General features: G+C 32.3%; 18 protein-coding genes, 1 tRNA gene, 3 rRNA genes and 1 riboswitch. All 22 genes read left to right on the forward strand.

Annotated elements, in window-relative coordinates; genetic code table 11:
• Nucleotides 1-5 precede the first annotated feature (5 nt).
• The 22 genes from purM to glmM all read left to right on the forward strand — a co-directional run bounded on the left by purM (nucleotide 6) and on the right by glmM (nucleotide 25,807).
• On the forward strand, nucleotides 6-1,037 hold the full coding sequence (gene purM, locus NON08_RS07890; RefSeq protein ID WP_319941555.1) for a phosphoribosylformylglycinamidine cyclo-ligase: 1,032 nt from the start codon (nucleotides 6-8) through the stop codon (nucleotides 1,035-1,037).
• Nucleotides 1,031-1,606 carry a phosphoribosylglycinamide formyltransferase gene (gene purN, locus NON08_RS07895; protein WP_256690918.1) on the forward strand — a complete coding sequence of 192 codons (576 nt, stop codon included), beginning with the start codon at nucleotides 1,031-1,033 and terminating at the stop codon, nucleotides 1,604-1,606. Before purM ends, purN begins: the two co-directional genes overlap by 7 nt.
• Before the next feature lie 5 nt (nucleotides 1,607-1,611).
• Complete coding sequence (gene purH, locus NON08_RS07900) at nucleotides 1,612-3,141, forward strand: bifunctional phosphoribosylaminoimidazolecarboxamide formyltransferase/IMP cyclohydrolase (protein ID WP_256690919.1); 1,530 nt, start codon at nucleotides 1,612-1,614, stop codon at nucleotides 3,139-3,141.
• A 13-nt stretch (nucleotides 3,142-3,154) separates the two neighbouring features.
• On the forward strand, nucleotides 3,155-4,405 hold the full coding sequence (purD, locus tag NON08_RS07905) for a phosphoribosylamine--glycine ligase (RefSeq protein ID WP_256690920.1): 1,251 nt from the start codon (nucleotides 3,155-3,157) through the stop codon (nucleotides 4,403-4,405).
• Nucleotides 4,406-4,484: 79 nt separating this feature from the next.
• Nucleotides 4,485-5,942, forward strand: coding sequence for an IMP dehydrogenase (gene guaB, locus NON08_RS07910; protein ID WP_319941550.1), 1,458 nt, complete (start codon nucleotides 4,485-4,487; stop codon nucleotides 5,940-5,942).
• A 53-nt stretch (nucleotides 5,943-5,995) separates the two neighbouring features.
• A riboswitch (cyclic di-GMP riboswitch) is annotated at nucleotides 5,996-6,071 on the forward strand.
• 52 nt (nucleotides 6,072-6,123) lie between these two features.
• Nucleotides 6,124-8,232 carry an HD domain-containing phosphohydrolase gene (locus NON08_RS07915; RefSeq protein ID WP_256690921.1) on the forward strand — a complete coding sequence of 703 codons (2,109 nt, stop codon included), beginning with the start codon at nucleotides 6,124-6,126 and terminating at the stop codon, nucleotides 8,230-8,232.
• An 18-nt stretch (nucleotides 8,233-8,250) separates the two neighbouring features.
• The gene (locus NON08_RS07920) at nucleotides 8,251-9,702 is read left to right on the forward strand and encodes an ABC transporter substrate-binding protein (RefSeq protein WP_256690922.1); all 1,452 of its coding nucleotides are present in this window, start codon (nucleotides 8,251-8,253) and stop codon (nucleotides 9,700-9,702) included.
• A gap of 20 nt (nucleotides 9,703-9,722) precedes the next feature.
• Nucleotides 9,723-10,559 (forward strand): DUF4402 domain-containing protein, encoded by an 837-nt coding sequence (locus tag NON08_RS07925; RefSeq protein ID WP_256690923.1) that lies wholly within the window; start codon nucleotides 9,723-9,725, stop codon nucleotides 10,557-10,559.
• Nucleotides 10,559-13,162, forward strand: a complete 2,604-nt coding sequence (locus NON08_RS07930; protein WP_256690924.1) for a hypothetical protein — start codon at nucleotides 10,559-10,561, stop codon at nucleotides 13,160-13,162. The genes NON08_RS07925 and NON08_RS07930 overlap by 1 nt, the downstream gene beginning before the upstream one ends.
• A gap of 15 nt (nucleotides 13,163-13,177) precedes the next feature.
• Nucleotides 13,178-14,086 carry a toxin-antitoxin system YwqK family antitoxin gene (locus NON08_RS07935; protein ID WP_256690925.1) on the forward strand — a complete coding sequence of 303 codons (909 nt, stop codon included), beginning with the start codon at nucleotides 13,178-13,180 and terminating at the stop codon, nucleotides 14,084-14,086.
• Nucleotides 14,087-14,095: 9 nt separating this feature from the next.
• Complete coding sequence (locus NON08_RS07940) at nucleotides 14,096-14,851, forward strand: fimbria/pilus periplasmic chaperone (RefSeq protein WP_256690926.1); 756 nt, start codon at nucleotides 14,096-14,098, stop codon at nucleotides 14,849-14,851.
• 241 nt (nucleotides 14,852-15,092) lie between these two features.
• A 16S ribosomal RNA gene (locus NON08_RS07945) occupies nucleotides 15,093-16,606 on the forward strand.
• 176 nt (nucleotides 16,607-16,782) lie between these two features.
• Nucleotides 16,783-19,697: ribosomal RNA gene (locus tag NON08_RS07950) — 23S ribosomal RNA — on the forward strand.
• Nucleotides 19,698-19,746: 49 nt separating this feature from the next.
• A 5S ribosomal RNA gene (gene rrf / locus NON08_RS07955) occupies nucleotides 19,747-19,863 on the forward strand.
• The 16S, 23S and 5S rRNA genes sit together here with 1 tRNA gene alongside, the layout of an rRNA operon.
• A 10-nt stretch (nucleotides 19,864-19,873) precedes the next feature.
• Nucleotides 19,874-19,949: transfer RNA gene (locus NON08_RS07960), tRNA-Asn, on the forward strand.
• 49 nt (nucleotides 19,950-19,998) lie between these two features.
• Nucleotides 19,999-20,577 (forward strand): LA_2272 family surface repeat-containing protein, encoded by a 579-nt coding sequence (locus tag NON08_RS07965; protein WP_256690927.1) that lies wholly within the window; start codon nucleotides 19,999-20,001, stop codon nucleotides 20,575-20,577.
• A gap of 104 nt (nucleotides 20,578-20,681) precedes the next feature.
• Nucleotides 20,682-21,032, forward strand: coding sequence for a 50S ribosomal protein L19 (gene rplS, locus NON08_RS07970; protein WP_256690929.1), 351 nt, complete (start codon nucleotides 20,682-20,684; stop codon nucleotides 21,030-21,032).
• An 88-nt stretch (nucleotides 21,033-21,120) separates the two neighbouring features.
• A complete protein-coding gene (gene lepB / locus NON08_RS07975) occupies nucleotides 21,121-22,047 on the forward strand; it encodes a signal peptidase I (RefSeq protein ID WP_256690930.1) in 927 nt (308 codons plus the stop codon).
• Between the two features lie 3 nt (nucleotides 22,048-22,050).
• Nucleotides 22,051-22,476: a GNAT family N-acetyltransferase gene (locus tag NON08_RS07980; protein WP_256690932.1), complete on the forward strand. Its 426-nt coding sequence runs from the start codon at nucleotides 22,051-22,053 to the stop codon at nucleotides 22,474-22,476.
• Nucleotides 22,477-22,501: 25 nt separating this feature from the next.
• Nucleotides 22,502-23,935 carry an adenylosuccinate lyase gene (purB, locus tag NON08_RS07985; RefSeq protein ID WP_256690934.1) on the forward strand — a complete coding sequence of 478 codons (1,434 nt, stop codon included), beginning with the start codon at nucleotides 22,502-22,504 and terminating at the stop codon, nucleotides 23,933-23,935.
• Nucleotide 23,936: 1 nt separating this feature from the next.
• On the forward strand, nucleotides 23,937-24,443 hold the full coding sequence (locus NON08_RS07990) for a Gx transporter family protein (protein WP_256690935.1): 507 nt from the start codon (nucleotides 23,937-23,939) through the stop codon (nucleotides 24,441-24,443).
• Nucleotides 24,444-24,448: 5 nt separating this feature from the next.
• On the forward strand, nucleotides 24,449-25,807 hold the full coding sequence (gene glmM / locus NON08_RS07995; RefSeq protein ID WP_256690936.1) for a phosphoglucosamine mutase: 1,359 nt from the start codon (nucleotides 24,449-24,451) through the stop codon (nucleotides 25,805-25,807).
• Nucleotides 25,808-25,812 lie beyond the last annotated feature (5 nt).

Here is a 25,812-nt window from a genome sequence, read left to right on the forward strand (position 1 = left end):
GGTCGATAAAAGTGAGTAATAAATATATGGAAGCTGGAGTTAGCTTAGAAGCTGGATATGAATCAGTTAGAAGAATTAAAAGTCATGTTGAAAGAACTAAAGTAAAAGGGGCAATGAATAGTTTAGGAGCATTTGGTGGAATGTTTGATTTATCAGAACTTGGAATGAAAGAACCAGTTTTAGTTAGTGGAACAGACGGTGTTGGAACAAAATTAATGCTAGCATTTGAAATGGATAAACACGATACAATAGGTCAAGATGTTGTGGCTATGTGTGTAAATGATGTTTTAGTTCAAGGTGCAATGCCATTATATTTTTTAGATTATATAGCTGTTGGGAAAAACTATCCAGAACAAATTGAAGCTATAGTAAAAGGTGTAGCTGATGGATGTGTTAAGTCAGAATGTGCATTAATAGGGGGAGAGACAGCAGAGATGCCTGGAATGTATAGTGAAGGGCATTATGATATAGCTGGATTTACAGTTGGAGCTGTAGAGAAAAAAGATTTAGTAACTGGAAAGGATATAAAAGAAGGGGATGTTCTTGTAGGAATATCATCTAGTGGAGTTCATTCAAACGGTTTTTCTTTAGTTAGAAAAATAATAAAAGATGCAAATTTAGATTTAAAAAAAATATATGAGGGATTTGAAAACTCTTTAGGGGAAGAGTTACTAACACCAACAAAAATATATGTAAAAACAGTAAAAGAAGTTTTAAAAAATATAGATATAAAAGGAATGTGCCATGTTACAGGTGGCGGATTCTATGAGAATATACCTAGAATTATACCTGAGGGAATGGGAGTAGAAATCGATTCTAAAAATATAAATGAGCTTCAAGTATTTAGATTTTTAGAAGAAAAAGGAAATATTCCTAAAAAAGAGATGTTTAATGTATTCAACATGGGAGTTGGATTTATATTTGTTGTATCTAAAGAAAATTTAGATAAATTAGTTGAAAAATTAGAAGAGTTACAAGAAAAGCCAATGATATTAGGGGAAGTTAATAGAAAAGTAGGAGTAGAAATAAAATGGTAAAAATTGCTGTTTTTGCTTCTGGAAATGGTGGGAATTTTCAGAGAATAGTTGAAGCTCAAAAGTCAGGAGAGGGAAAAGGATACGAAGTTAAAGTTCTAATTGTTGATAAAGAGAGTGCATATGCTATAGAAAGAGCAAAGTCGTTGGGGATACCATACTATTTTATTAATCCAAAAGATTATAATACAAAAATGGAATTTGAAGAGAAGATTATAGATATATTAAAAAAATATAAGATAGAATACATAGTTTTGGCGGGATATATGAGAATAATATCACCAATATTATTGGAGGAATATTTTAATAAAATAATAAATATCCATCCAGCTTATTTACCTGAATTTCCAGGAAAAGATGGTATTGGAGATGCATACAAAGCTAGAGCAAGTAAAACAGGAGTGACTATTCATTATGTGGATAGTGGAGTTGATACAGGGGAGATAATATATCAAGAAAGATTAAAAATAGACTCTCAATGGGGATTAGAGGATCTTAAAAATAAAATACATGAAATAGAACATAGAATTTATCCTATGATTTTAACAAAGTTATTTAAAAAGGGAGAATAATATAGATGAAACGTGCGTTAATAAGTGTATCTGATAAAACAGGAATAGTAGAATTAAGTAAAGAGTTAGTAGAGTTAGGATATGAAATAATTTCTACAGGTGGGACAAAGAAAACATTAGATGAAGCTGGGATAAAGACATTAAGTATATCGGATATTACAAGTTTTCCAGAAATTATGGATGGAAGAGTAAAAACATTACATCCAAATGTTCATGGAGCATTATTGTGTGTTAGAGATAATAAAAATCATTTAAAAGCTTTAGAAGATAATAAAATAGATTTAATAGATATGGTAGTTGTAAATTTGTATCCATTTAAAGAAACGTTAGCTAGAAAAAATGTAACTCATGAAGAGTTAATTGAAAATATAGATATAGGTGGGCCAAGTATGCTAAGATCAGCGGCTAAAAATTACAAATCAGTTACAGTAATAGTTGATCCAAAGGATTATAAGACAGTAGTTTGTGAGTTAAAAGAAGATGGTGATACCTTATTAGAAACGAGAGAGAGATTAGCGGCAAAAGTATTTAGACATACGTCATCATATGATACTTTAATTGCAGAGTATTTAACAAATAAAGTAGAAGAAAAATTCCCAGAAACAATAACTGTAACTTACGAAAAAGTACAAGATTTAAGATATGGAGAGAATCCACATCAAAAAGCTGGATTTTATAAAAAAAGTTTTGTAGGATATTCAATAGGGAACGCAAGACAATTACATGGAAAAGAGTTATCATACAATAATATTCAAGATGCTAATGCAGCGTTAGAGATATTAAAAGAGTTTGATAAACCTACTGTGGTCGCAGTAAAACATATGAATCCTTGTGGAGTAGGTAGTGGAAAAAATATCAAAGAAGCTTGGAATAAAGCTTATGAAGCAGATAAAATATCAATTTTTGGTGGAATTGTTGCTGTAAATTCATGTATAACTATTGAAGTAGCGGAGCAACTTTCTCAACTATTCTTAGAAATTGTAATAGCTCCAAGCTATGAAGAAAAAGCTTTAGAAATTTTAACAAAAAAGAAAAATATAAGAGTGCTGGAGTTAGATACGAAAAATGATATCTTAAATAAAATGAAAATAACTTCTGTTATGGATGGAGCATTAGTTCAAGAGTTTGATGAAATGAAAGTATTGAAAAATGAACTTATATATGTTACCGAGAAAAAACCAACAGATGATGAAATAGAGGAGCTATTATTTAATTGGAATGTGGTTAAGCATGTAAAATCAAATGCTATTGTTATAGGAAAAGAAAATCAAACGATAGGTATAGGAGCAGGACAGATGAATAGAGTCGGAGCAGCTAAAATAGCTTTAGAACAAGGAGGAGAAAAATGTAAAGGAGCAATCTTAGCTTCTGATGCATTTTTTCCAATGGATGACACAGTTGAGTTAGCTGCAAGATATGGAATAAAAGCAATTATTCAACCAGGAGGATCAATAAAAGATTCACTTTCAATAGAAGCATGTAATAAATATGGAATAGCTATGGTGTTTACAGGGGTTAGGCATTTTAAACATTAATTTGGAGGAGTTTATGAAAGTTCTTATAGTAGGAAAAGGTGGAAGAGAACATGCAATTGCATGGAAAGTAAAAGAGAGTGATATGGTTAAAGAAGTATTTATAGCTCCTGGAAATATTGGGATGGAAAACTTAGGTACATTACTTGATATTTCAGAAGAAAAAATTGAAGAGTTAGCAGATTTTGCAGAAAAAAATAAAGTAGACTTAACAATTGTTGGACCAGAAAATGTTCTTGCCTTAGGAATTGTAAATGAATTTGAAAAAAGAGGATTGAAAATTTTTGGACCTACAAAAGAAGCTGCAAAAATTGAATCCAGTAAAGAGTTTGCTAAAGAACTTATGAAAAAATATGATGTACCCACTGGAGATTATGAAACGTTTATCGATCTAGAACAAGCAATAAAATATGTGGAAGAAAAAGGTGCTCCAATAGTTATAAAAGAAGATGGATTAAAGGCTGGAAAAGGGGTTACAGTTGCATTTTCAGAAAAGGAAGCTTTAGATGCTCTAAAAATAGCTTTTAGTATTCCTAATAATAAAGTTGTAATAGAAGAATATTTAGATGGGTTTGAATTTTCAATTATAGCTTTAACGAATGGAGAGATAGTAATTCCTTTAGAAATTGCTCAAGATCATAAAAGAGCATATGATGATGATAAAGGTCCAAATACTGGTGGTATGGGAGTTTATTCACCAGTTGATAGAATTAATTCGGATGTAATAAATGAAACTTTGGAAAAAATACTAAAACCAATGGCAAAAGGAATGGTTAAAGATGGAATCCCATTTAAAGGATTTCTTTTTGGTGGAATAATGCTAACGAAAGATGGAGTAAAGACAATAGAATTCAATGCTAGATTTGGAGACCCTGAGGCAGAAGGAATTTTGCCAAGATTAGAATCTGATTTTGTGAAAGCAATATTAGATTTGATGAATAATAAAAGTGTTGAATTACAATGGGATAAAAGATATACAGTGGCTGTAGTTATGGCTTCTGAAAACTACCCTAAATCTTCAACAATAGGTTGTGAAATACATATACCTGAAAATTTAAATTCAACAATATTTCATATGGGAACTAGAGAAGTAGATGGAAAGGTTGAGACAAATGGAGGAAGAGTTCTATCTGTAGTAGCTTATGGTAATACGTTAGAAGAGGCTAAAAAAAATGCATATTTAGATGTAAAAAAAATAAAATGCAAAAAATTATTTTTTAGAAATGACATAGGCTCAAAAATGTGCTATAATAACGAAAATAAATAAAAAAAGACCTGCACAATACTAAAAAAAAGTGCAGGTCTTTATTTAAAAATTGGAAAATTGAAATTGGAGGCAGTAGGAAATGATGAATGGAAAAATAATAAAAGAAGCAATAACTTTTGATGATGTGCTATTAGTTCCAGCAAGGTCAGAGGTATTACCGCATGAGGTAAGTTTAAAAACTAAACTTACAAAGGATATCGAATTAAATGTTCCAGTTTTAAGTGCAGCAATGGATACTGTGACAGAAGGAGATCTGGCTATAGCTTTAGCAAGACAAGGTGGAATAGGGTTTATTCATAAGAATATGAGCATAGAAGACCAAGCTGCAGAAGTTGATAGAGTAAAAAGAAACGAAAGTGGAATGATAAAAAACCCAGTAACTTTAACAAAAGACTCAACAGTATGGCATGCAGAAGAGATAATGAGAAGATATAAAATATCAGGATTACCTGTAATTGAAGAAGATGGGTCTTTAATTGGAATTATAACAAATAGAGATTTAAAATATAGAAAAGATATGGATCAATTAGTAAGTGATATAATGACTAAAGAAAATTTAGTAACAGCTCCTGTGGGAACTACATTAGATCAAGCAAAAGATATTTTACTAGAAAATAGGATAGAAAAATTACCGATAGTTGATGAAAATGGGAAATTAAAAGGGTTAATAACAATAAAAGATATAGATAATTTAGTTGAGTATCCATTTGCATGTAAAGATTCTCAAGGAAGATTAAGAGTTGGAGGAGCTGTAGGTGTTGGAGCAGATACTTTAGAGAGAGTAAAAGCTTTAGTAGAAGCAGGAGTAGATATAATAACAGTAGATTCAGCACATGGACATTCAAAAGGTGTTATGCAAAAAATAAAGGAGATTAGAGAAAATTTCCCAAAATTAAATATAATAGGTGGAAATATTGTAACAGCTGAAGCAGCTCTAGATTTAATAGAAGCAGGAGTGAATGCAGTTAAGGTAGGAGTAGGACCGGGATCTATTTGTACAACAAGAGTTGTAGCAGGAGTAGGAGTACCGCAGTTATCAGCAGTTAATGATGTATATGAAGTTTGTAAAACAAGAGGAATAGGAGTTATTGCAGATGGAGGAATAAAGCTATCTGGAGATATGGTAAAAGCTTTAGCAGCAGGAGCAGATTGTGTTATGCTAGGAGGGCTTTTAGCTGGAACGACAGAAGCTCCAGGTGAAGAGATTATATACGAAGGAAGAAGATATAAAGTGTATGTAGGAATGGGTTCGATGGCAGCGATGAAAAGAGGATCTAAAGATAGATATTTCCAAAACGATGCTAAAAAACTTGTGCCAGAAGGAATTGAAGGAAGAGTTTCTTATAAAGGAAGCTTGAAAGATGTTGTATTCCAATTATGTGGAGGAGTAAGAGCTGGAATGGGGTATTGTGGAACACCTACAATAGAAGATTTGAAAGTTCATGGAAAATTTGTAAAAATAACAGGAGCAGGCTTAAAAGAAAGTCATCCACACGATATTATTATAACTAAGGAAGCACCAAACTATTCTAAATAGATATAAAATGTTGACTTTAGAAGCGTGATTGATTATAATTAAAGAGAAATTTTTATATTATAAGGCAAAGTAGGGGAAACCCTATGACGCAAAGCTATAGGGTCTTTAAAATGGCAGCCAGCTGCAGTAGTCTTTGTGGACTATTGCAGTTTTTTTTTGCAAAAAATTAGAGGGAGGAACGATGAAAAAAGTAATATTTTTAATTTTGATAGTTGTAAATTATATAACTTTTTCCCAAAGTGATATAAGTATAACAATACCATCAAATACGACAGATATGTATTTGTATAAAAATTTAGAAGAAGGTGAATATCAGGGAGTTTATGTTGATCTTTTTTCAAATATATTAAATAACAAGGAAATAGATATAAAATTAGATGAAGAAAATAGTGACGTTGTATTAAGAACAATTGAGACTCAGAAAGGTCAAGAGGAATATGAATATATAGATACCCCTATGATATATAGAGTAGGAGTTGTTGTTAATAAAAATTCAATGTTTTCAAATTTGAGAAACATAAAAAAATTAAAAGTAGCATATATTCCAAACCAGCATGGATTAAAAGAGTTTCAAGAAAGATATAAGAATTTAGAATTAGAAAAAATAGAAGTTAAAAATATCGATGAAGGATTGGAAAAACTTGAAAGTGGAGAAGTAGAAGCATTTATAACTCAAGATTGGTATGATAAAAACTCAGGTGAAATAAATTATAAATTGTTAGAAAATATTAGATATAATGAACAGATTGCGATAAAAAAAGGGTTACAAGATATACAGGAAAAAATTCAAAACACTTTAAATAATTTAGAGGGAGAAAAAATACAAGAAATTTTATCTAAAAATAGAGTAGAATTTTATAGATATTTATTAAAGGATACTCCAAGTTATGAGACAGTTAGAGAAAAGTATAAAAATATAAAAGTGAAATTGGGAAAAGATAAATTTATGTTACCCTTTTATTATGAGCAAAAAAATAAGTATCAAGGCTTAACTATAAATATTTCACGTGAATTGGAAGAAATTATAGGTATTCCATTTAATTTTGTAAAGGATGGAGAGTATGATATAGAAGGGATATCTATAGAAGATAGTAAAAATAACAAAAATATAAATTATACTAAGCCGTATTATGAGATGAAATTATCTGTAGCTAATAGAAAGTCTGATGGTTTTATACAAAATATTTCAGACTTAGATAAAACTAGAGTATTAGTTTTAAAAGATGATTATAGCTACGTTTATTTAAAAGATGTATTAAAAAACAGTGAAATAATAGAAGTTGAAAGTTATGAAGAAGGATTAGAAAAGTTATTAAATCAAAAAGGGGATTATCTAGTTGGGTATTTTAATATACTTACAGGAGTAATTAGTAATAATTTTTTAGATGATAAAATAAAGGTTGCAGGAATACTAGATGATTCTTTTGGAGTTAGTTTTGGAATTTCTAAAGAGAAAAGAGAGCTTTCAAATTTAATAGAAACAATATTAGAAAGCTTTACAGTGGATAAAACTATAATAGATAATAATTTGTTAAAAAATTCTATAGTGACACAAAATTATAAATTAATTGTAAAAATATCGATACCAGTTATTGCTTTTATTATAATTTTGATAATTCTAATAATTAAATCTGAAAAAAATAGAAAAAAAGCAGAGGAGTTAAGTTTTTCTTTAATAGAAGTTTTGGAAATGGCTAATCAATTAAATGACGAGGATACAGGAGATCACGTAAAAAGATTAGGAATGTATTCGACTCTTTTATCTGAAAAGGCGAATTTGTCTAATGATACAAAAGAAGATATAAAAAGATTTTCTTCATTACATGATATTGGAAAAGTAGCAATACCATCAGAAATATTAAAAAAACCATCTAAATTAACTGAAGAAGAATTTAAAAAGGTTAAAGAGCATGTGAATATAGGGTACGATTTGGTGAAGAAATTAAAACTAGGAAGTGTTGCAGAAAACATAGTGAGATATCATCATGAGAAATGGGATGGAACAGGCTATCCTTCTGGACTGGAAAAAGATGATATACCACTAGAAGCTAGAATTGTAGCAATAGTAGATGTTTATGATGCGCTGAGACAGAAAAAATTTCATAGAGATGCTTTAACTCATGAGGATGCTTTAAAAGTTATAAAAGCGGAAAAGGGAAAAAGTTTTGATCCAGAATTAGTAGACATATTTGTTAACAATGACAAAGAGTTTGAGAAAATATATGAAGAAAATAAGGAGTCATTAGACCTAGCAACGGAGTTTTATTCTGCAATAAAAAATAACAAATAGTGTAAAGAGGGTGAAAAATTGAAAAGATATCTATGCCTAATATTATTTACCTTTACAATCTCTTTATCTTTTGGACAATCGGAGATATATTTTGATGAAGTTCAATTAAATGAATATGATAATTTTCAACAGGAAATTTTTGAAGAAAAAGATGAAATGAAAATAGTTCAAGCGGTAAAAGTAACGAACATAGATCCTATTTTTATGAAAGATCAGTATTCAATAAGAGTTGTAAATTATCTTTATGAAACGCTTTTTAATTATAATGAAAAAGGTGAGATTGTTCCAAATTTAGTTCAAAAATGGACATGGAACGGTGAAAGGAATTTAGAGATTGAATTAAGAGATGATATTTATTTTCAAAATGGAGATAAAATGTCAGCTAAAGATGTAAAAAGTTCGTTGGATAGAATGTTAGAAAGCGCTGTTTTTAAAGATTTCTTCAATGATGTTCAAAATGTAAAAGTGTTAGATAAAAATTTATTAGAGATAAAATTAAAGGGAAAAAACAAGCTATTTACATCAATGCTAACATATTATATGTGTTCTATAACAAAAGAAGTGAATGGAATTATCTATGGAACTGGGCCGTATAAGTTGGATAAAATTACAAACAAAGAAGTTGTTCTATCTAAAAATAAGTATTTTAGAAAAGATGTAAAACCTTCTAAAATCGAGATTTTATCAGAAGTTAGTGATAGGAAAAGAGCGTTATTATATTTTGATGAAGCTGTTGATGTAGTTTTAGATTTAAGTCCAAAACAAATTAAGGAACTAAAAAAAGAAGGAGTTATTAGTGAAAATACAGATGTAATAGAGACAAAAGAGTTAGATACGATAGCGATTATGTTTGGAAATAAGAATAATATTTTTAATAAAAAAAAGAATAGAGAAATTATAGACTCTATTATAGACAGAGAAAGAATAGTGAAAGATATCTATAATGTGGAGATTGCAAATACATTTTTTCCTAAAAAATTATTTAAAGCCAACTTATCTACTATAAAAGAGGAGAATACATTAGAGATTATAAAAGAAAATAAATTGTTAAATGAAAAGATAGAAATAATAACTCTAAATGATGATATTTCTTTAAAAATTGCAAATAATTTAAAAACTCAATTAATAGAAAAGGGGCTGCAAGTAAATATAACGCCTTATCAGCAAGAAGCGTATTTAATGAAAATGGAAAAACAAGATTATGAAATAGCTATCTATAATATTCTATTTGATGAAAAATATTTGATTTATAATTTAGGAAAAGTAATGGTTCATGATATGGGAAATAAAGAGATGTACAATGCAACTTTACCATTTTTAGAAATTTTGAAAGATGAGGAGAAGCAAGAAAATAGAGATAAAATATATGATAAGATAGTATATTTAATTTCTAAAAATAAACCGTATATTCCATTAGTTCATAGAGAAAAAGTAATTTTAGAAAGCAAAAAGATAAAATTAAATTATTAAAATATTATAGGGGGTGAAATATGCTAAAAAAAATATTGATATTACTGTGTGTTCTTAATTTAGTAACTTTTGCAAAAATACATTCAGATAAATCAAAAATAAATGTAAATAGAGAAATTATTGGAGATTGGATTCAACGTATAGAGTATTCAACAAGTACTTTTAAAATTAGTGGATTTGGAAATAGAGAACTATCTTATAAAATTGAAAATTTTGGAAATATATATTTTTTTGATGAAAACGGAACAATTGAAGAACTAATTAAAATAAATAATATAGAATTAATTTCTTCTGATGGCAGTGCAAATATAGATAAGAATAATCAAATGATAAATTCATCTAAAGGTCAATGTAATTTAAAAGTTATAGCAACTGTTAACGTAAATGGTAATACTAGATTAGGTGGAAAATATAGATCGAAACCAATAACTTTAGTAATACGTGATGGAAAAGAAAAAAATGAAGAGGTAGAGATAGAAATTAATCTTGAATTAAATGTTATAAGAAGATTAAGAGTTTCCACTACTCCAATGGATTTAGGTGTAGGTGTACAAGGCCAAAAAATGTCTTCTAACCAAGGGACTCATGGATATTTAAAAATAGAAGGAGAACCTAATAGAGAGGTTGAGATAAGTTATCCAGAAAATGTGGAAATATTTAATAAAAATAATAGTGGTAGTTTAAAAGTTAAAGTATATAGTCCCGAGTTAGGAAAAAAGGATGATGAAGATTATGAAATTAGATTAACATCTAGAGGAGAGGGAAGAGTTACATTTGTCGGAGAGGTAAGAGATACAAAAAAAGCTTCTCCTGGTAATTATAGTGGAGAGTTGAAAATAAAGGTAAGGTATGATTGATGAAAAAAATAAAAATAGTCTATTTGAGTATGGTGACTATTTTTTTCTTTTTTCTTTCATTTGGTTTATTAGCTCAAGAGGTAGAGTTAGATGAGGCATATATAGAAATAAAAAGCAAAGCATTGAAAGATGACTTTTTTATGGCTAGGTATGACTTTGAAAATGATCAAATATATATACCTATAAAAGGGTTGTTTTATTTTTTAGAAGTTTATTCAGTTAATCTTGATTTAGAAAAAAAAGTTGTTGATTTTCAAATTGATAATGAAAAATATAAAGTTTTGATAAAAAATGGAAAAAGTTTTGTAATAGATGGAGATTTATATGTTGAGATAAAAGTTTTAGAGGACGATTTTAAATTTAAAAAATCTTCTTGGTCTAGTCAAGATTTAAAATTAGTTCTGGAGCCAGATTTTATTTTACCTTTTGAGATAAGGGAAAAAGGAAAGGTTGAACGACTTCGACTAAATGACAAAAAAGAAGATGATATATTCAATTTAGTAAAACCGGAAAAACAAATTCTTGCACCTGGTTTACTAAAGATAAACTACTCTAAAAATGATTTAGAAGGAAATGGGAATCAAATAAATTTAGAATATGGAACTCAATTTTTATATGGAGATTTTTACGTTAATTACTCTGTTGAACCAGAAAGTTCTATAAAAAATTATAATCTAACATATAATAATGTATATAAAGATAATGATTTGATTTTAGGTGATTTTTATATTAAAACTCCAGATTTTTTAAATATAAATGGGATGGTAGAGGGGATTAGTTTCGGAGAAAAAAATACATATAGCTCTACAGTAGGGAATATAACAACGATTAAGGGAGAGGCACAAGGGGCAGATATTATCGAGTTGTATCAAAGTGGAGTACTTTTAGACTATCAAAGACCAATGGAAAAGAACTTTATATTTGAAGTTAGAGATAGAAATTATGGTGGAGATTATTCACTAAAAATTTATTATAAAAATGGACAAATAGAAACTAGAAAAGTTTATACAGTAGGGGATTCTAAACTTCTTAATGAAAAAGAATGGAGCTATAATCTTCAACTAGGTCAAGAAAAAAATAAAAGAAAAAAACAGAGTGTAAATGAAGTAAGTTATGGTTTAACTAAAAATTTAACATTTGGTTTAGGTGCTCTTGAGTTAGAATCAGAGAAAAATAGAAAATATAGCATGTTAAAAAATGAAATTATTTACAAATTTAATTTATCAAATAGCTATCCGATTTTAATTAATTATCAAAATTTTTACGAATATGAAAAACAAGAAAATAGTTATGAAATTAGGGTAAATCAAAAAATAAAAGAGTATAATTTATTACTTAAACATTTTAACTATTCTAATTTTGTTGCAGAAGAAAATAGTATTAAGCAATATAATTCAATTGGAATATCAAGAGATTTTTTATCTACAAGAATAGGGTTTGGTTATCAAGAAGAGTTAAAAATAGATGAAAAAAGTAAGGAAAAGAGCTATTATATAAGCTTAGAGAATAGAAGTTTAAGAAATTTCTCTTTATTTTTAGATGTAGAAGTAACAGATTCTAATAAAAATAAGAAAAGTTATTCTATAAATCCCGGAATTAGTTATGGTGGAGTATCAGGATTTACAATGGTATTTCAAGCAAATATAGAAAGAAATGAAACGTTGAGAACAGATTATTCTTTGAAAATATTAGGAAGAAGAAGAGAGTTGATGTCTACAGGAATAGAGTACATGTTAGGAACAGAACTTTTATATAACGAAGAGGAGAAAAGCAGATTTACAGTAGATTTTACTCTTTATTTGGACAGAAGTATATACGTTGAATTACCTACTTCTAGAAGAGAAGATGGGGGAATAAATGCTGGAGTAACTATAGAAAAAACTTTAGACTTATCTAACTTAAAAAGAGATATAAAAGATAGGCAAGTTGATAATTCTTGGATATTTGGAAAAGTTTATATAGATTCTAATGATAATGGTATTTATGATGATGGAGAAACAACTTTATCAGATGTTGCTTTAGTAGTTGATGGTAAACGAGTGGTTTCAGATATTAATGGAGAATATATTATTTCGGGGTTGCTACCTTTAGAAAATTATAAGGTAGAAGTAGATAGAAAAAGCATTGATCCTATGTTAACTCAGGTTATTGATAAAAGAAAAGTTCAAACAAGGGCATCTATAGGAACAAAATATGATGTTGGAGTTCAAGCGGTATCCATGGTAACAGGAAATATAAACCCAGGAGAGAATGTAAGTTCAAAAGAATTGATTAGAATACTTAGTATGACCAATGTAATTTTAGAAAAGAATGGAGAGTTATATCAAGAAATAGATCCAGAATTTGATGGGATGTTTTTCTTTGAAAATGTCTTACCGGGGAAGTATGAAATGAAGTTTAAATATTTAGGAAATGATGGTGTTAAATTTTCTCAAGATAAATTAGATGTTAACATAGTACTTGATCATGAAGATGAAGGAGAATATTTTGAAGGATATGATATTTTGGTTAATAAATATGATCAAGAAATTATAAAGGAGACTACAGTTCAAGATGAGGATGAAGAGGGATATAATTTAGATGATATTTTAAATAATTTTTAAAAGGAGAAATAGAGAGTGAAAAAAAGATGGGTTATAACATTTTTGATTGCTTATACTGTATTATATAATCTTTCTTTTTCTAATTCGAGAAAAGAAAGTATAAATAAAAAAATGCTAAAAAACCAAATAGTTTACATATCTAATGAAACATCTCCTTTTACAGGAGAATTAGTAGGAAATGGAATAAAAGAACAATATGAAAATGGAATAAAAAATGGATTTTTTCAAGGGTTTTTTCAAGAGAAAAATGAAAAGTTTATTTATGAAGGCAGATATGTAAATGGAATAAAGCATGGCGTATGGACAATAAAATATTTAAATGGAAATACAAAAGGAGTCCTGAGATATAATTACGATAAACCAAATGGTCAATGGACATATTTTTATCCCAATAATAATATGGAAGGGTATGAAAATATAGAAGATGGAATTTTACATGGAAAAGTTGTAAAATATGGAAATGGAGGAGAGTTATTAACAAAGATAGAGTATTTTCATGGTCTTTTAGAGGGTGAAGCAGTTTTTTTCTATAAAGGAGAAATTTTAGAAACTTTAACAAATTTTAAATTAGGAAAAATTAATGGTGGAATAAAAATATTTGGAATTGATGGTGCTCAAATTTTAGAAGGCGAATATCGAAATGATAAAAGAGAAGGCCAGTGGAGATTTTTTTATAAAAGTGGAGATATAAAAACTATTGTAAATTATAAAAATGGATTGAAAGATGGTGAAGTAATAATTTACGATAAGGCTGGATTAATAGCTCAAAAGTCTAAGTATAAAAATGGGAATGAAATAGATGATAATGGGAAAATTTTGAAAAAAAACAATGAATTAAAAGATCCTATTGTTGATAGATTTAAAAAGTTTAATAGAAGTTTAAAATATGAAAAGTACGATAAAATATTAAGTGAATTGGAGTGATGGAAAAAGATGAAACTAAAGAAAACAGCGATAGGAATTTTATATTTTTTATTGACATTAATGAGTTATGCGTTTAATTTTAGCGTAGCTCCAACTAGATTTGAAATAAGTTTAGATAAAGTAAATACAAATGAAATAACATTGATAAACAATACCACAAGTCCTATGAGATTAGAGAGCTTTTTAGAAAATGCACCAGGATATGAAAAATATAGTTTAAATAATTATATAAAATTATATCCAAAGATGGTAGCTATTAAACCAGGAGGAAAACAAGTAGTAAGATTTAGAGTTAAACCTGAAGCAAGTATGACATCAGGAGAATATAAAAGCTATGTAGTGTTTAAAGAGATTCCTTTAAAAGAGAATAAAGAAGAGAAAATGGGAAAAGTTGATGCTCAAATAAAAATGATAACAGAAGTTGGAATCAGTGTTTATGGTTATTATGGGGAGATAAATAGAGGAACGAATATTTCTAATTTAAAACTTTCGTATAATGAAAAACATTCATTATTTAAAATAATTGTAGATTCAGATTCAAAAGGTAATAGCTCGGAACTATTAAAGCAAAAAATAGAAGTTTTAGGTGCAGGAGGAGCTGTAGTAAATACAATTGATTCTCAATTAGGTAGAACAGAAAGAGGGGGTAAATCTAAAATTGAGAGTTCAATGAAAATTGAAAACCTAAAAGGAAAGAAAGTTAGAGTAACTATATTTGATTCAGAAGGAAAAATAATAACTAAAAAAACAACAGAAACATTATAAAATTAAGAAAAAATACATATTTAAAATAGATATGTATTTTTTTTATAAAAAAGTTATTGACGTATTTTAAAATTTATGATACTATAATTTTTGTCAGCGGGAAACACCGCCGGCAAGAATTATGGAAAAGGACATTAACAACCGAATAGAGAAAATAGTCAGAAGTTATGAAAATAACAAATGCCAGAAATGGCAAACCAATAAATGGTGTAAACGTAAGTCTTAGGACTTTAAATATATTTGAATGAAGAGTTTGATCCTGGCTCAGGATGAACGCTGACAGAATGCTTAACACATGCAAGTCGATTCAAGTTACCTTCGGGTAACGAGGATGGCGGACGGGTGAGTAACGCGTAAGGAACTTGCCTCTTGGTCTGGGACAACTGTTGGAAACGACAGCTAATACCGGATATTATGAGATTCTCGCATGGGAAACTTATGAAAGCTATATGCGCCAAGAGAGAGCCTTGCGTTCCATTAGCTAGTTGGTGGGGTAACGGCCCACCAAGGCGACGATGGATAGCCGGCCTGAGAGGGTGAACGGCCACAAGGGGACTGAGACACGGCCCTTACTCCTACGGGAGGCAGCAGTGGGGAATATTGGACAATGGGCCACAAGCCTGATCCAGCAATTCTGTGTGCACGATGAAGGTCTTCGGATTGTAAAGTGCTTTCAGTTGGGAAGAAGAAAGTGACGGTACCAACAGAAGAAGCGACGGCTAAATACGTGCCAGCAGCCGCGGTAATACGTATGTCGCAAGCGTTATCCGGATTTATTGGGCGTAAAGCGCGTCTAGGCGGAAAAATAAGTCTGATGTTAAAATGCGGGGCTCAACTCCGTATTGCGTTGGAAACTGTTTTTCTAGAGTACTGGAGAGGTGGGCGGAACTACAAGTGTAGAGGTGAAATTCGTAGATATTTGTAGGAATGCCGATGGAGAAGTCAGCTCACTGGACAGATACTGACGCTGAAGCGCGAAAGCGTGGGGAGCAAACAGGATTAGATACCCTGGTAGTCCACGCCGTAAACGATGATCACTAGGTGTTGGGGGTCGAACCTCAGCGCCCAAGCTAACGCGATAAGTGATCCGCCTGGGGAGTACGCACGCAAGTGTGAAACTCAAAGGAATTGACGGGGACCCGCACAAGCGGTGGAGCATGTGGTTTAATTCGACGCAACGCGAGAAACCTTACCAGCGTTTGACATCCTAAGAAGTTTCTAGAGATAGATTCGTGCCGGCTTGCCGGAACTTAGTGACAGGTGGTGCATGGCTGTCGTCAGCTCGTGTCGTGAGATGTTGGGTTAAGTCCCGCAACGAGCGCAACCCCTATTGTATGTTGCTACCATTTAAGTTGAGCACTCATGCGATACTGCCTGCGATGAGCAGGAGGAAGGTGGGGATGACGTCAAGTCATCATGCCCCTTATACGCTGGGCTACACACGTGCTACAATGGGCAGTACAGAGAGTTGCCAACCCGCGAGGGTGAGCTAATCTCTTAAAGCTGTTCTTAGTTCGGATTGTACTCTGCAACTCGAGTACATGAAGTTGGAATCGCTAGTAATCGCAAATCAGCATGTTGCGGTGAATACGTTCTCGGGTCTTGTACACACCGCCCGTCACACCACGAGAGTTGGTTGCACCTGAAGTAGCAGGCCTAACCGTAAGGAGGGATGTTCCTAAGGTGTGATTAGCGATTGGGGTGAAGTCGTAACAAGGTATCCGTACGGGAACGTGCGGATGGATCACCTCCTTTCTAAGGAGACTAACTTTTTCTCTATTCGATTGATAGTGTTCTTTACTATCAAACTTGGACATTGGAAACTATATAGTAGATATTGAGAAAATATTCTAAATTAACTAACAATTCATTTTTAAGTCAATCTTAAATTGAGTAGTTAGTCTGTCTAAATAATATGAATTATATTACAAGGTTAAAATATTAAGGGCACACGAAGGATGCCTAGGAAGTAAGAGCCGATGAAGGACGTGGTAAGCTGCGATAAGCTTGGTGGAGTTGCAATCGAACTGTGATGCCAAGATTTCCGAATGGAGAAATCTGCTAAGATGGAGTCTTAGCACGAAAGGGGAACCGGGTGAACTGAAACATCTAAGTAACCCGAGGAAAAGAAAGTAAAAACGATCCCCTAAGTAGCGGCGAGCGAACGGGGGTGAGCCCAAACCGTAGATGTGCCAAGGATGCAGCCGTTGCATCTACGGGGTAGCGGGAAGATCGTCTGAAGAACTGCAAGGTATTCGACATATTGATACGCCGAACTGGAAAGGTCTGGAAAGGCCTGCCGTAGAGAGTGAAAGCCTCGTACAGGTAAACCGTATCAAATGTATGATCTCTCCCAAGTAGCACGGAACACGAGGAATTCTGTGTGAATCTGCGAGGACCATATCTCGTAAGGCTAAATACTCTTACTTACCGATAGCGCATAGTACCGTGAGGGAAAGGTGAAAAGAACCCCGGGAGGGGAGTGAAATAGAACCTGAAATCGTGTGCTTACAAGCGGTCAGAGCCCTTTGGGGTGATGGCGTGCCTTTTGGAGAATGATCCTGCGAGTTACGTTCAGTGGCAAGGTTAAGTTTAACGGAGCCGAAGGGAAACCGAGTCTGAATAGGGCGACATAGTCGCTGGGCGTAGACGCGAAACCTGGTGATCTAAGCCTGTCCAGGGTGAAGCTGTGGTAAGACACAGTGGAGGCCCGAACTCACCGCCGTTGAAAAGTTGGGAGATGAGGTAGGTTTAGGGGTGAAAAGCCAATCGAACCAGGAGATAGCTCGTTCTCTCCGAAATGCATTTAGGTGCAGCCTTGAGTGTTCAATTATGGGGTAGAGCACTGAATGACCTAGGGGGCATACTGCTTACCGAAGTCAATCAAACTCCGAATACCATAATTCTAGAGCTCAGGAGTGAGACTATGGGAATTAACTTCCATGGTCAAAAGGGAAACAACCCAGACCACCAGCTAAGGTCCCTAATTATAACTAAGTGGGAAAGGAGGTGGAGATTCACAAACAACCAGGAGGTTGGCTTAGAAGCAGCCATACCTTTAAAGAGTGCGTAATAGCTCACTGGTCGAGAGTCTCTGCGCCGACAATGTAACGGGGCTAAGTTATAAACCGAAGCTGTGGAGTTGCGTAAGCGACTGGTAGGAGAGCGTTCTGTAGGCCGTTGAAGGAGAATCGATAAGAGACTCTGGAGGTATCAGAAGTGAGAATGCAGGAATAAGTAGCGAGAATGGGGGCGAGAATCCCCCACGCCGGAAGACCAAGGGTTCCAGGGTAAAGTTTGTCTCCCCTGGGTAAGCCGGGTCCTAAGCCGAGGCTAGATTGCGTAGGCGAATGGAAAACAGATTAATATTTCTGTGCCACTGATATCAAGTGATGGAGGGACGCAGGAGGTTATGCACGCTGGCGAACGGAAGTGCCAGTTCAAGCATGTAGCGTGGTCTAGTAGGAAAATCCGCTAGACTAAACGTGAGGTGTGATGAGGAGTCGTAAGATGGAAGGTGCAAATACCACACTGCCGAGAAAAGCTTCTAAGCGTTATAAAGATATTAGTGCCCGTACCCCAAACCGACACAGGTGGTCAGGATGAGAAATCTAAGGCGGACAGGCTAACTCTCGTTAAGGAACTCTGCAAAATAGCCCCGTAACTTCGGGAGAAGGGGTGCCTTTTATGGTGAGCGTACACGCGACGCAAAGCTATGAGAGGCCGCAGTGAAGAGTCTCAGGCGACTGTTTAACAAAAACACAGGTCTATGCTAAGCTGTAAGGCGACGTATATGGGCTGACACCTGCCCAGTGCCGGAAGGTTAAGAGGAGGAGTGAGAGCTCCGAATTGAAGCCCCGGTGAACGGCGGCCGTAACTATAACGGTCCTAAGGTAGCGAAATTCCTTGTCGGGTAAGTTCCGACCTGCACGAATGGTGTAACGATCTGAGAGCTGTCTTGACGGGAGGCCTGGTGAAATTGTATTACCGGTGAAGATACCGGTTACCTGCAGTAGGACGGAAAGACCCCATGGAGCTTTACTGTAGCTTGGTATTGGGTTTTGGCATCGTATGTATAGGATAGTTGGGAGACTATGATGCGTGGTCGCTAGATTACGCGGAGTCACTGGTGGAATACCAACCATACTATGTCGGAATTCTAATTTGAGGTTTGTACCCTCGAAGACAGTGCTAGGTGGGCAGTTTGACTGGGGCGGTCGCCTCCGAAAGAGTAACGGAGGCGTTCAAAGGTTCTCTCAGGTTGGATGGAAATCAACCGTAGAGTGCAATGGCATAAGAGAGCTTAACTGCGAGACTGACGGGTCGAGCAGGTGCGAAAGCAGGACATAGTGATCCGGCGATTCCGAATGGAAGGGTCGTCGCTCAACGGATAAAAGCTACCCTGGGGATAACAGGCTGATTCTACCCGAGAGTCCATATCGACGGTAGAGTTTGGCACCTCGATGTCGGCTCATCGCATCCTGGGGCTGGAGAAGGTCCCAAGGGTTGGGCTGTTCGCCCATTAAAGCGGTACGTGAGCTGGGTTCAGAACGTCGTGAGACAGTTCGGTCCCTATCCACTGTAGGCGTTAGAGTATTGAGAAGATCTGTCCTTAGTACGAGAGGACCGGGATGGACAAACCTCTGATGTACCAGTTGTCACGCCAGTGGCACAGCTGGGTAGTCACGTTTGGAACAGATAACCGCTGAAAGCATCTAAGCGGGAAACTGACTTCAAGATAAGTACTCTTTAAGATACCTTCGAGACTAGGAGGTTGATAGGTTGGGGGTGTAAGAGTTGTGAGACTTTTAGCTGACCAATACTAATATATCGAAGTTTTAACCTTAATATACTACTATATAGTTTCAAGTGTTCAAGAACACAAATAAATATTGATTGGCAACGATAGCTATGGAGGTACACCCAGTAACATTTCGAACCTGGAAGTTAAGCCCATAAACGCTGAAAGTACTTGGGGGGCAGCCCCCTGGGAGGATAGGAAGTTGCCAATCTTAAAAAAGTGCTTCTTTAGCTCAGTTGGTAGAGCGCACGACTGTTAATCGTGTTGTCGCTGGTTCGAGCCCAGCAAGAAGCGCCATTTTTTTATTTTTTGCAAAAATTAAAGATCAAAATAAAAGGGGAATTTAATGAAGAAGAAATTAGTAACAGGGCTATTAGGATTATCACTAGCTTCTTTTGGAGCTGAAAGTTTAGAGTTAGGGCTTTTATCACCTACACAGTTAAAAGGACCACAAACAAGTGTAAAAGGTGTAAGATTGGGATTGATTTACACTGAAAATCAAAATGTAGAAGGTTTAGATGTAAATATAATAGCAAATAAAAAACAAAATTTTAAAGGACTATCAATAGGATCTTTTTATGATAGAACAGAAGGGAATTTTGAAGGAGCTAAATTAGGTTGGTTTTTTCTTCCGTTAACTTTTAATAGTGTTGGTGGAAATATGACAGGAGTACAACTTGGTTTAGTAAATATGGTAGGACATAATACAAAAGGAGTTCAGGTAGGAGGGGCTAACTTTACAGGAACAGGGACAGGAGTACAATTTGGATTTTTTAATAAAGCAAAACAAATTAAAGGATTACAATTAGGTTTTGTAAATATGGCAGAAAATTTACAAGGGCTACAAATTGGACTTGTAAATATGGCAGATAATAGTGAATTGTTTGAAGTATTACCATTATTAAACTTTAACTTTAGATTTTAATCTTCTAAATTGACAAAGTTAATATTTTATGATACACTAATATAGTTATTAAAACGAATATTCCGCTTTAATGGAATATTAAATGAATATTCAGGGAGGCTAAAATGAAAGAAAAATTAATCCAATTAGTAGAGCAAAACTACTTAAGAAACGACATTCCAGAATTCAAAGCTGGAGATACTATCGGAGTTTACTACAAAGTTGTAGAGGGTAACAAAGAAAGAATACAGTTATTCGAAGGAGTAGTAATCAGAGTAAACGGTGGAGGAATTGCAAAAACTTTCACAGTTAGAAAAGTAACTGGAGGAGTTGGAGTAGAGAGAATTATTCCTGTAAACTCACCTATGATCGACAAAATTGAAGTTTTAAAGATCGGAAAAGTAAGAAGATCAAAACTTTACTACTTAAGAGGACTTTCTGGAAAGAAAGCAAGAATCAAAGAGATCAGAAAGTAAGATTTCTAAAGCTAAGGAAGAACAATTCCTTAGCTTTTTTCTTTTTTTTGTGTTAAAATATATATAAATTGACTAGAGGAGTGGGTTTATGAGTAGAGAAAATTTAATTCTAAATACAATATTTTATGTAATTTTAACAGCTTTTTTTATATACATATTTGTTAAAGAAAAGAAAATAGTTGCTAAAATAGACAAAAAAAGAACAATATTTGAAGATTATCTTGTTAATAAATTTAAATTAAATGGTAAAACATCAGAAAAAATTCTAAGAAAAACAATTAAATTAATAGAGAGCTTAGGAAGCGCTTTAATTTTAGTATTAATTATTCAAAAATTTTATATAGGAAATTTTTTAGTACCGACAGGTTCAATGATACCAACAATCATTCCAAAAGATAGATTGTTTGGAAATATGGTAGTGTATAATTTTAAAGCTCCTGAAAGAGAGGACATAATTGTATTTAAAGAGCCGATAGAAGATAAAGTTTTATACACTAAAAGGTTAATGGGATTACCAGGAGAAAAAGTTCAAATAAAATATGATAAATTATTTATAAATGGAAAGAAAATATCAGATAGAGAATATACTCCTTTAGGTGAATTAAGTTATAACGAGTGGACTGTTCCTAAAAAAGGTGATGTTATAACAATTATTCCAGGTCAAAATTATAATGAAACTTTTGAGAAAGAAAATATTGATGTAGCAAAAGTTCAAAATTTATTGAAAGAAAATGGAGCTTATGTTTCACAGTTATTACCAGATGTAAAATTTCTAGTAAATGGTGTACCAACAGGAATGATTTTAGATTTTATACATGATCAAGAAGTTTTAAATAAACTTTTAAAAGGAGAAACTGTAACAAAAACTTTAGATGAGGATTATTATTTAGCTTTAGGAGATAATACAAACGGAAGTTATGACTCTAGAATGTGGGGATTTGTAAAAGATAGCAGGATAAAAGGAAAGGCTCTTGTTAGATTCTGGCCACTTAATAGAATAGGGATATTGAAATAACATATGATTATAAAAATTGACAATACTAATAAAGAAATATTAGAAAAAATATCATTTCTAGAAAAAGAGATATTTCCAGAGAGCTATTACTCTATTATAACTTTACAAGAGATGAGTTTAAAAAAAGAATACTCAATAATAGTTTATGATGAAGATGTAAAGGGATATCTAATTTTACATGATTCATATGATGTTTATGAAATAATGAAAATTGCTGTAACAACTAATTTTAGAAATAGAAAAATTGGACAAGAACTAATAAATTTTTACTTAGAAGAGTTTAATAAGAATTTACTTTTAGAAGTTAGAGAAACTAATGAAATAGCAAGAAAATTTTACGAGAAATTAGGATTTGTAAATATAGGAAAAAGAAAAAATTATTACTCAAATGGAGAAACCGCAATTTTAATGTCGCTAGAAAGAAATTAATATATATTTAGGAGGAAAACTTATAATGAACAAAGAAATTTATTCGAATCCTTTAGCAGAAAGATATAGCTCGAAGGAAATGCTAGAAATATTTTCACCAAAATTTAAATTTTCAACTTGGAGAAAATTATGGTATGTATTGGCTGAAACTGAAAAAGAACTAGGTCTTGATATATCAGATGAACAATTAGCAGAAATGAAAGCTAATATAAATAATATTGATTATGAACTAGCAAATGAGATGGAGAAGAAATTTAGACATGATGTAATGGCTCATGTACATACATTTGGAACAGCGGCGCCAAAAGCTATGCCTATAATTCACTTAGGAGCAACAAGTGCTTATGTTGGAGATAATACAGATTTAATACAAATAAAAGAAGCTTTAAATGTATTAAAGAAAAAAATAATAAATGTAATGGATGGATTAGCTAAATTTTCTTATGAATATAAAGATTTACCTACATTGGGATTTACACATTTTCAAGCAGCTCAATTGACAACTGTTGGTAAAAGAGCAACTCTTTGGTTACAAAGTTTAGTTTTAGATTTAGAAGAGTTAGAATTTAGACAGGATACACTTAGATTTAGAGGAGTTAAAGGAACAACTGGAACTCAAGCATCTTTCCAAGAGTTATTTAATGGAGATTATCAAAAAGTAAAAGAATTAGATGAAAAAGTAGCAGAAAAAATGGGATTCAATAAGAGATTTTTAGTTACAGGACAAACTTATGATAGAAAAATAGATTCAGAAGTATCTAATCTATTAGGAAATATTGCACAATCAGCTCATAAATTTACAAATGATTTAAGACTATTACAGCATTTAAAAGAGATAGAGGAACCATTTGAAAAAAATCAAATTGGATCATCTGCAATGGCATATAAAAGAAATCCAATGAGAAGTGAAAGAATCTCTTCCTTAGCAAAGTTTGTAATAGCTTTACAACAAAGTACAGCAATGACTGCTTCAACACAATGGTTTGAAAGAACACTTGATGATTCAGCAAATAAAAGATTAGCTTTACCTCAAGCATTTTTAGCTATTGATGCAATTCTTATTATTTGGAAAAATATATTAGAAGGATTAGTTGTATATCCTAAAATGATAGAAAAGCATATAATGGCAGAACTTCCATTTATGTCTACAGAATACATAATAATGGAAGGAGTAAAAAAAGGTGGAGATAGACAAGAACTTCATGAGTTAATAAGAGTTCACTCAATGGAAGCTGGAAAACAAGTTAAAGTTGAAGGTCTTGAAAATGATTTAATAGAAAGAATTTTAAATGATTCATCTTTTGATATAGATAGAGAAAAATTAATGGAAATTTTAGACCCTAAAAACTTTATTGGATTTGCACCAGAACAGGTAGTGGATTTCTTAAACTCTGAAGTAAATCCTATTCTTGAAAAAAATAAAGAATTATTAGGAATGGATACAGACTTAAAGGTGTAATATGACAGATAAAAGAAGGAGATATTTGACAGCTTTTGTGTTATTAGCTCTTTACTTATCATTGATAGAAACGTTAGTACCAAAACCTTTTCCTTGGATGAAGTTAGGATTAGCAAATATTGCAACAATTATAGCTTTAGAAAAGTTCGATGATAAAATGGCAATAGAGATTTTATTACTTAGAATTTTTATTCAAGGAATGATGTTGGGAACTCTTTTTTCACCAAGTTTTATAATAAGTTTAACTTCAGGAGGGGCTAGTACCCTCTTGACCATTTTATTATTTAAATATCGAAAAAATCTATCTTTGATAGCTATTTGTATAAGTGGTGCTTTTGTGCATAATTTGACACAGTTAATAGTTGTTTATTTTTTGCTTTTTAGAAGCATTAGTATAATGAGTAAATCAATATTTATATTTATTTGGGGATTTTTATTTATGGGATGTATTTCAGGAATTATAACAGGGTACATATGTGAAAAATTACAACTTAGAAGGGAGAGATGATTAAAATGAGAAAATATTTTGGAACAGATGGAATAAGAGGAGAAGCTAATAAAGAGTTAACAGTAGAGTTGGCATTAAAATTAGGATATGCATTGGGATATACGCTAAAAAAACAGTATCCAGATAAGAAAAGAATAAGAGTAATAATGGGATCTGATACAAGAAGATCAGGATATATGTTAAGATCAGCATTAACAGCAGGTTTAAACTCTATGGGAATAAATATAGATTTTGTAGGAGTTATTCCAACTCCAGGAGTTGCTTATTTAACAGAGAAAAGTACGGCAAAAGCAGGAATAATGATATCAGCTTCTCATAATCCAGCAAAAGACAACGGAATAAAAATATTTTGGGAAGATGGGTACAAACTTCCTGATGAAGTAGAATTACAAATAGAAGCATTGATGGATAATGTAGAAGAAATAACAAAAGATCCTATAGCGGGAGATGAAGTAGGAAGATTTACATACGCAGAGGATGAGTATTACTTATATAGAGATCATGTAATTTCAACAGTAAAAGGTGATTTTTCAGGAATGAAAATCATATTAGATGCAGCTAATGGATCAGCATATAGAGTAGCAAAAGAAGTATTTTTAGCTTTAGGAGCAGAGATAGTAATAATAAATGATGCTCCAAACGGTAAAAATATAAATGTAAGATGTGGATCGACACATCCAGAGATATTATCTAAAGTAGTTATGGGCTATGAAGCGGACTTAGGATTAGCATATGATGGAGACGCAGATAGATTAATAGCAGTGGATAAAAATGGAAATATAATAGATGGAGATAAGATTATTGCTGTACTAGCTTTAGGAATGAAAAATAGAGGAGAATTAAAAAGGAATCAAGTTGTAACAACAGTAATGAGTAACATGGGATTTGAAAATTATTTATTAAATAAAGGTGTAAACTTAATAAGAGCTAATGTAGGAGATAGATATGTTCTTGAAAAAATGAAAGAGCTTAATGTAAATATAGGTGGAGAACAATCAGGGCATATAATATTATCAGACTTTGGAACTACAGGAGATGGAGTACTAACATCAGTTAAATTGGTAGAGGCAATAAGAGACTCAGGAAAATCATTAGATGAATTAGTTAATGAGATTGTAGATTGGCCTCAATTATTAATAAATGTAAGAGTAGATAATAGTAAAAAAAATCTATGGAATAAAAATGAAGTAATTGTTAAATATATAGAAGAAAAAGAAAAAGAAATGGCAGGATTAGGTAGAGTGCTAGTAAGAACATCAGGAACAGAACCAATAGTAAGAGTAATGGTTGAAGGAAAAGAGATGGAAACAGTTGATAGAGTGGCAAAAGAGATTGCTGCAGTTGTTGAAAAAGAATTAGTTTAGGAGAT

Origin of the sequence: Cetobacterium sp. NK01 (assembly GCF_024506395.1) — a bacterium.
In the GTDB taxonomy this organism is placed as follows: domain Bacteria; phylum Fusobacteriota; class Fusobacteriia; order Fusobacteriales; family Fusobacteriaceae; genus Cetobacterium_A; species Cetobacterium_A somerae_A.

Coding starts and splice junctions, on each gene's coding strand:
- NON08_RS07940 (WP_256690926.1), top strand. CDS start 14,096: ATGAAACTAAAGAAAACAGCGATAGGAATTTTATATTTTTTATTGACA.
- guaB (WP_319941550.1), top strand. CDS start 4,485: ATGATGAATGGAAAAATAATAAAAGAAGCAATAACTTTTGATGATGTG.
- NON08_RS07965 (WP_256690927.1), top strand. CDS start 19,999: ATGAAGAAGAAATTAGTAACAGGGCTATTAGGATTATCACTAGCTTCT.
- glmM (WP_256690936.1), top strand. CDS start 24,449: ATGAGAAAATATTTTGGAACAGATGGAATAAGAGGAGAAGCTAATAAA.
- lepB (WP_256690930.1), top strand. CDS start 21,121: ATGAGTAGAGAAAATTTAATTCTAAATACAATATTTTATGTAATTTTA.
- NON08_RS07925 (WP_256690923.1), top strand. CDS start 9,723: ATGCTAAAAAAAATATTGATATTACTGTGTGTTCTTAATTTAGTAACT.
- purN (WP_256690918.1), top strand. CDS start 1,031: ATGGTAAAAATTGCTGTTTTTGCTTCTGGAAATGGTGGGAATTTTCAG.
- NON08_RS07930 (WP_256690924.1), top strand. CDS start 10,559: ATGAAAAAAATAAAAATAGTCTATTTGAGTATGGTGACTATTTTTTTC.
- purB (WP_256690934.1), top strand. CDS start 22,502: ATGAACAAAGAAATTTATTCGAATCCTTTAGCAGAAAGATATAGCTCG.
- NON08_RS07980 (WP_256690932.1), top strand. CDS start 22,051: ATGATTATAAAAATTGACAATACTAATAAAGAAATATTAGAAAAAATA.
- NON08_RS07915 (WP_256690921.1), top strand. CDS start 6,124: ATGAAAAAAGTAATATTTTTAATTTTGATAGTTGTAAATTATATAACT.
- rplS (WP_256690929.1), top strand. CDS start 20,682: ATGAAAGAAAAATTAATCCAATTAGTAGAGCAAAACTACTTAAGAAAC.
- purD (WP_256690920.1), top strand. CDS start 3,155: ATGAAAGTTCTTATAGTAGGAAAAGGTGGAAGAGAACATGCAATTGCA.
- NON08_RS07990 (WP_256690935.1), top strand. CDS start 23,937: ATGACAGATAAAAGAAGGAGATATTTGACAGCTTTTGTGTTATTAGCT.
- purH (WP_256690919.1), top strand. CDS start 1,612: ATGAAACGTGCGTTAATAAGTGTATCTGATAAAACAGGAATAGTAGAA.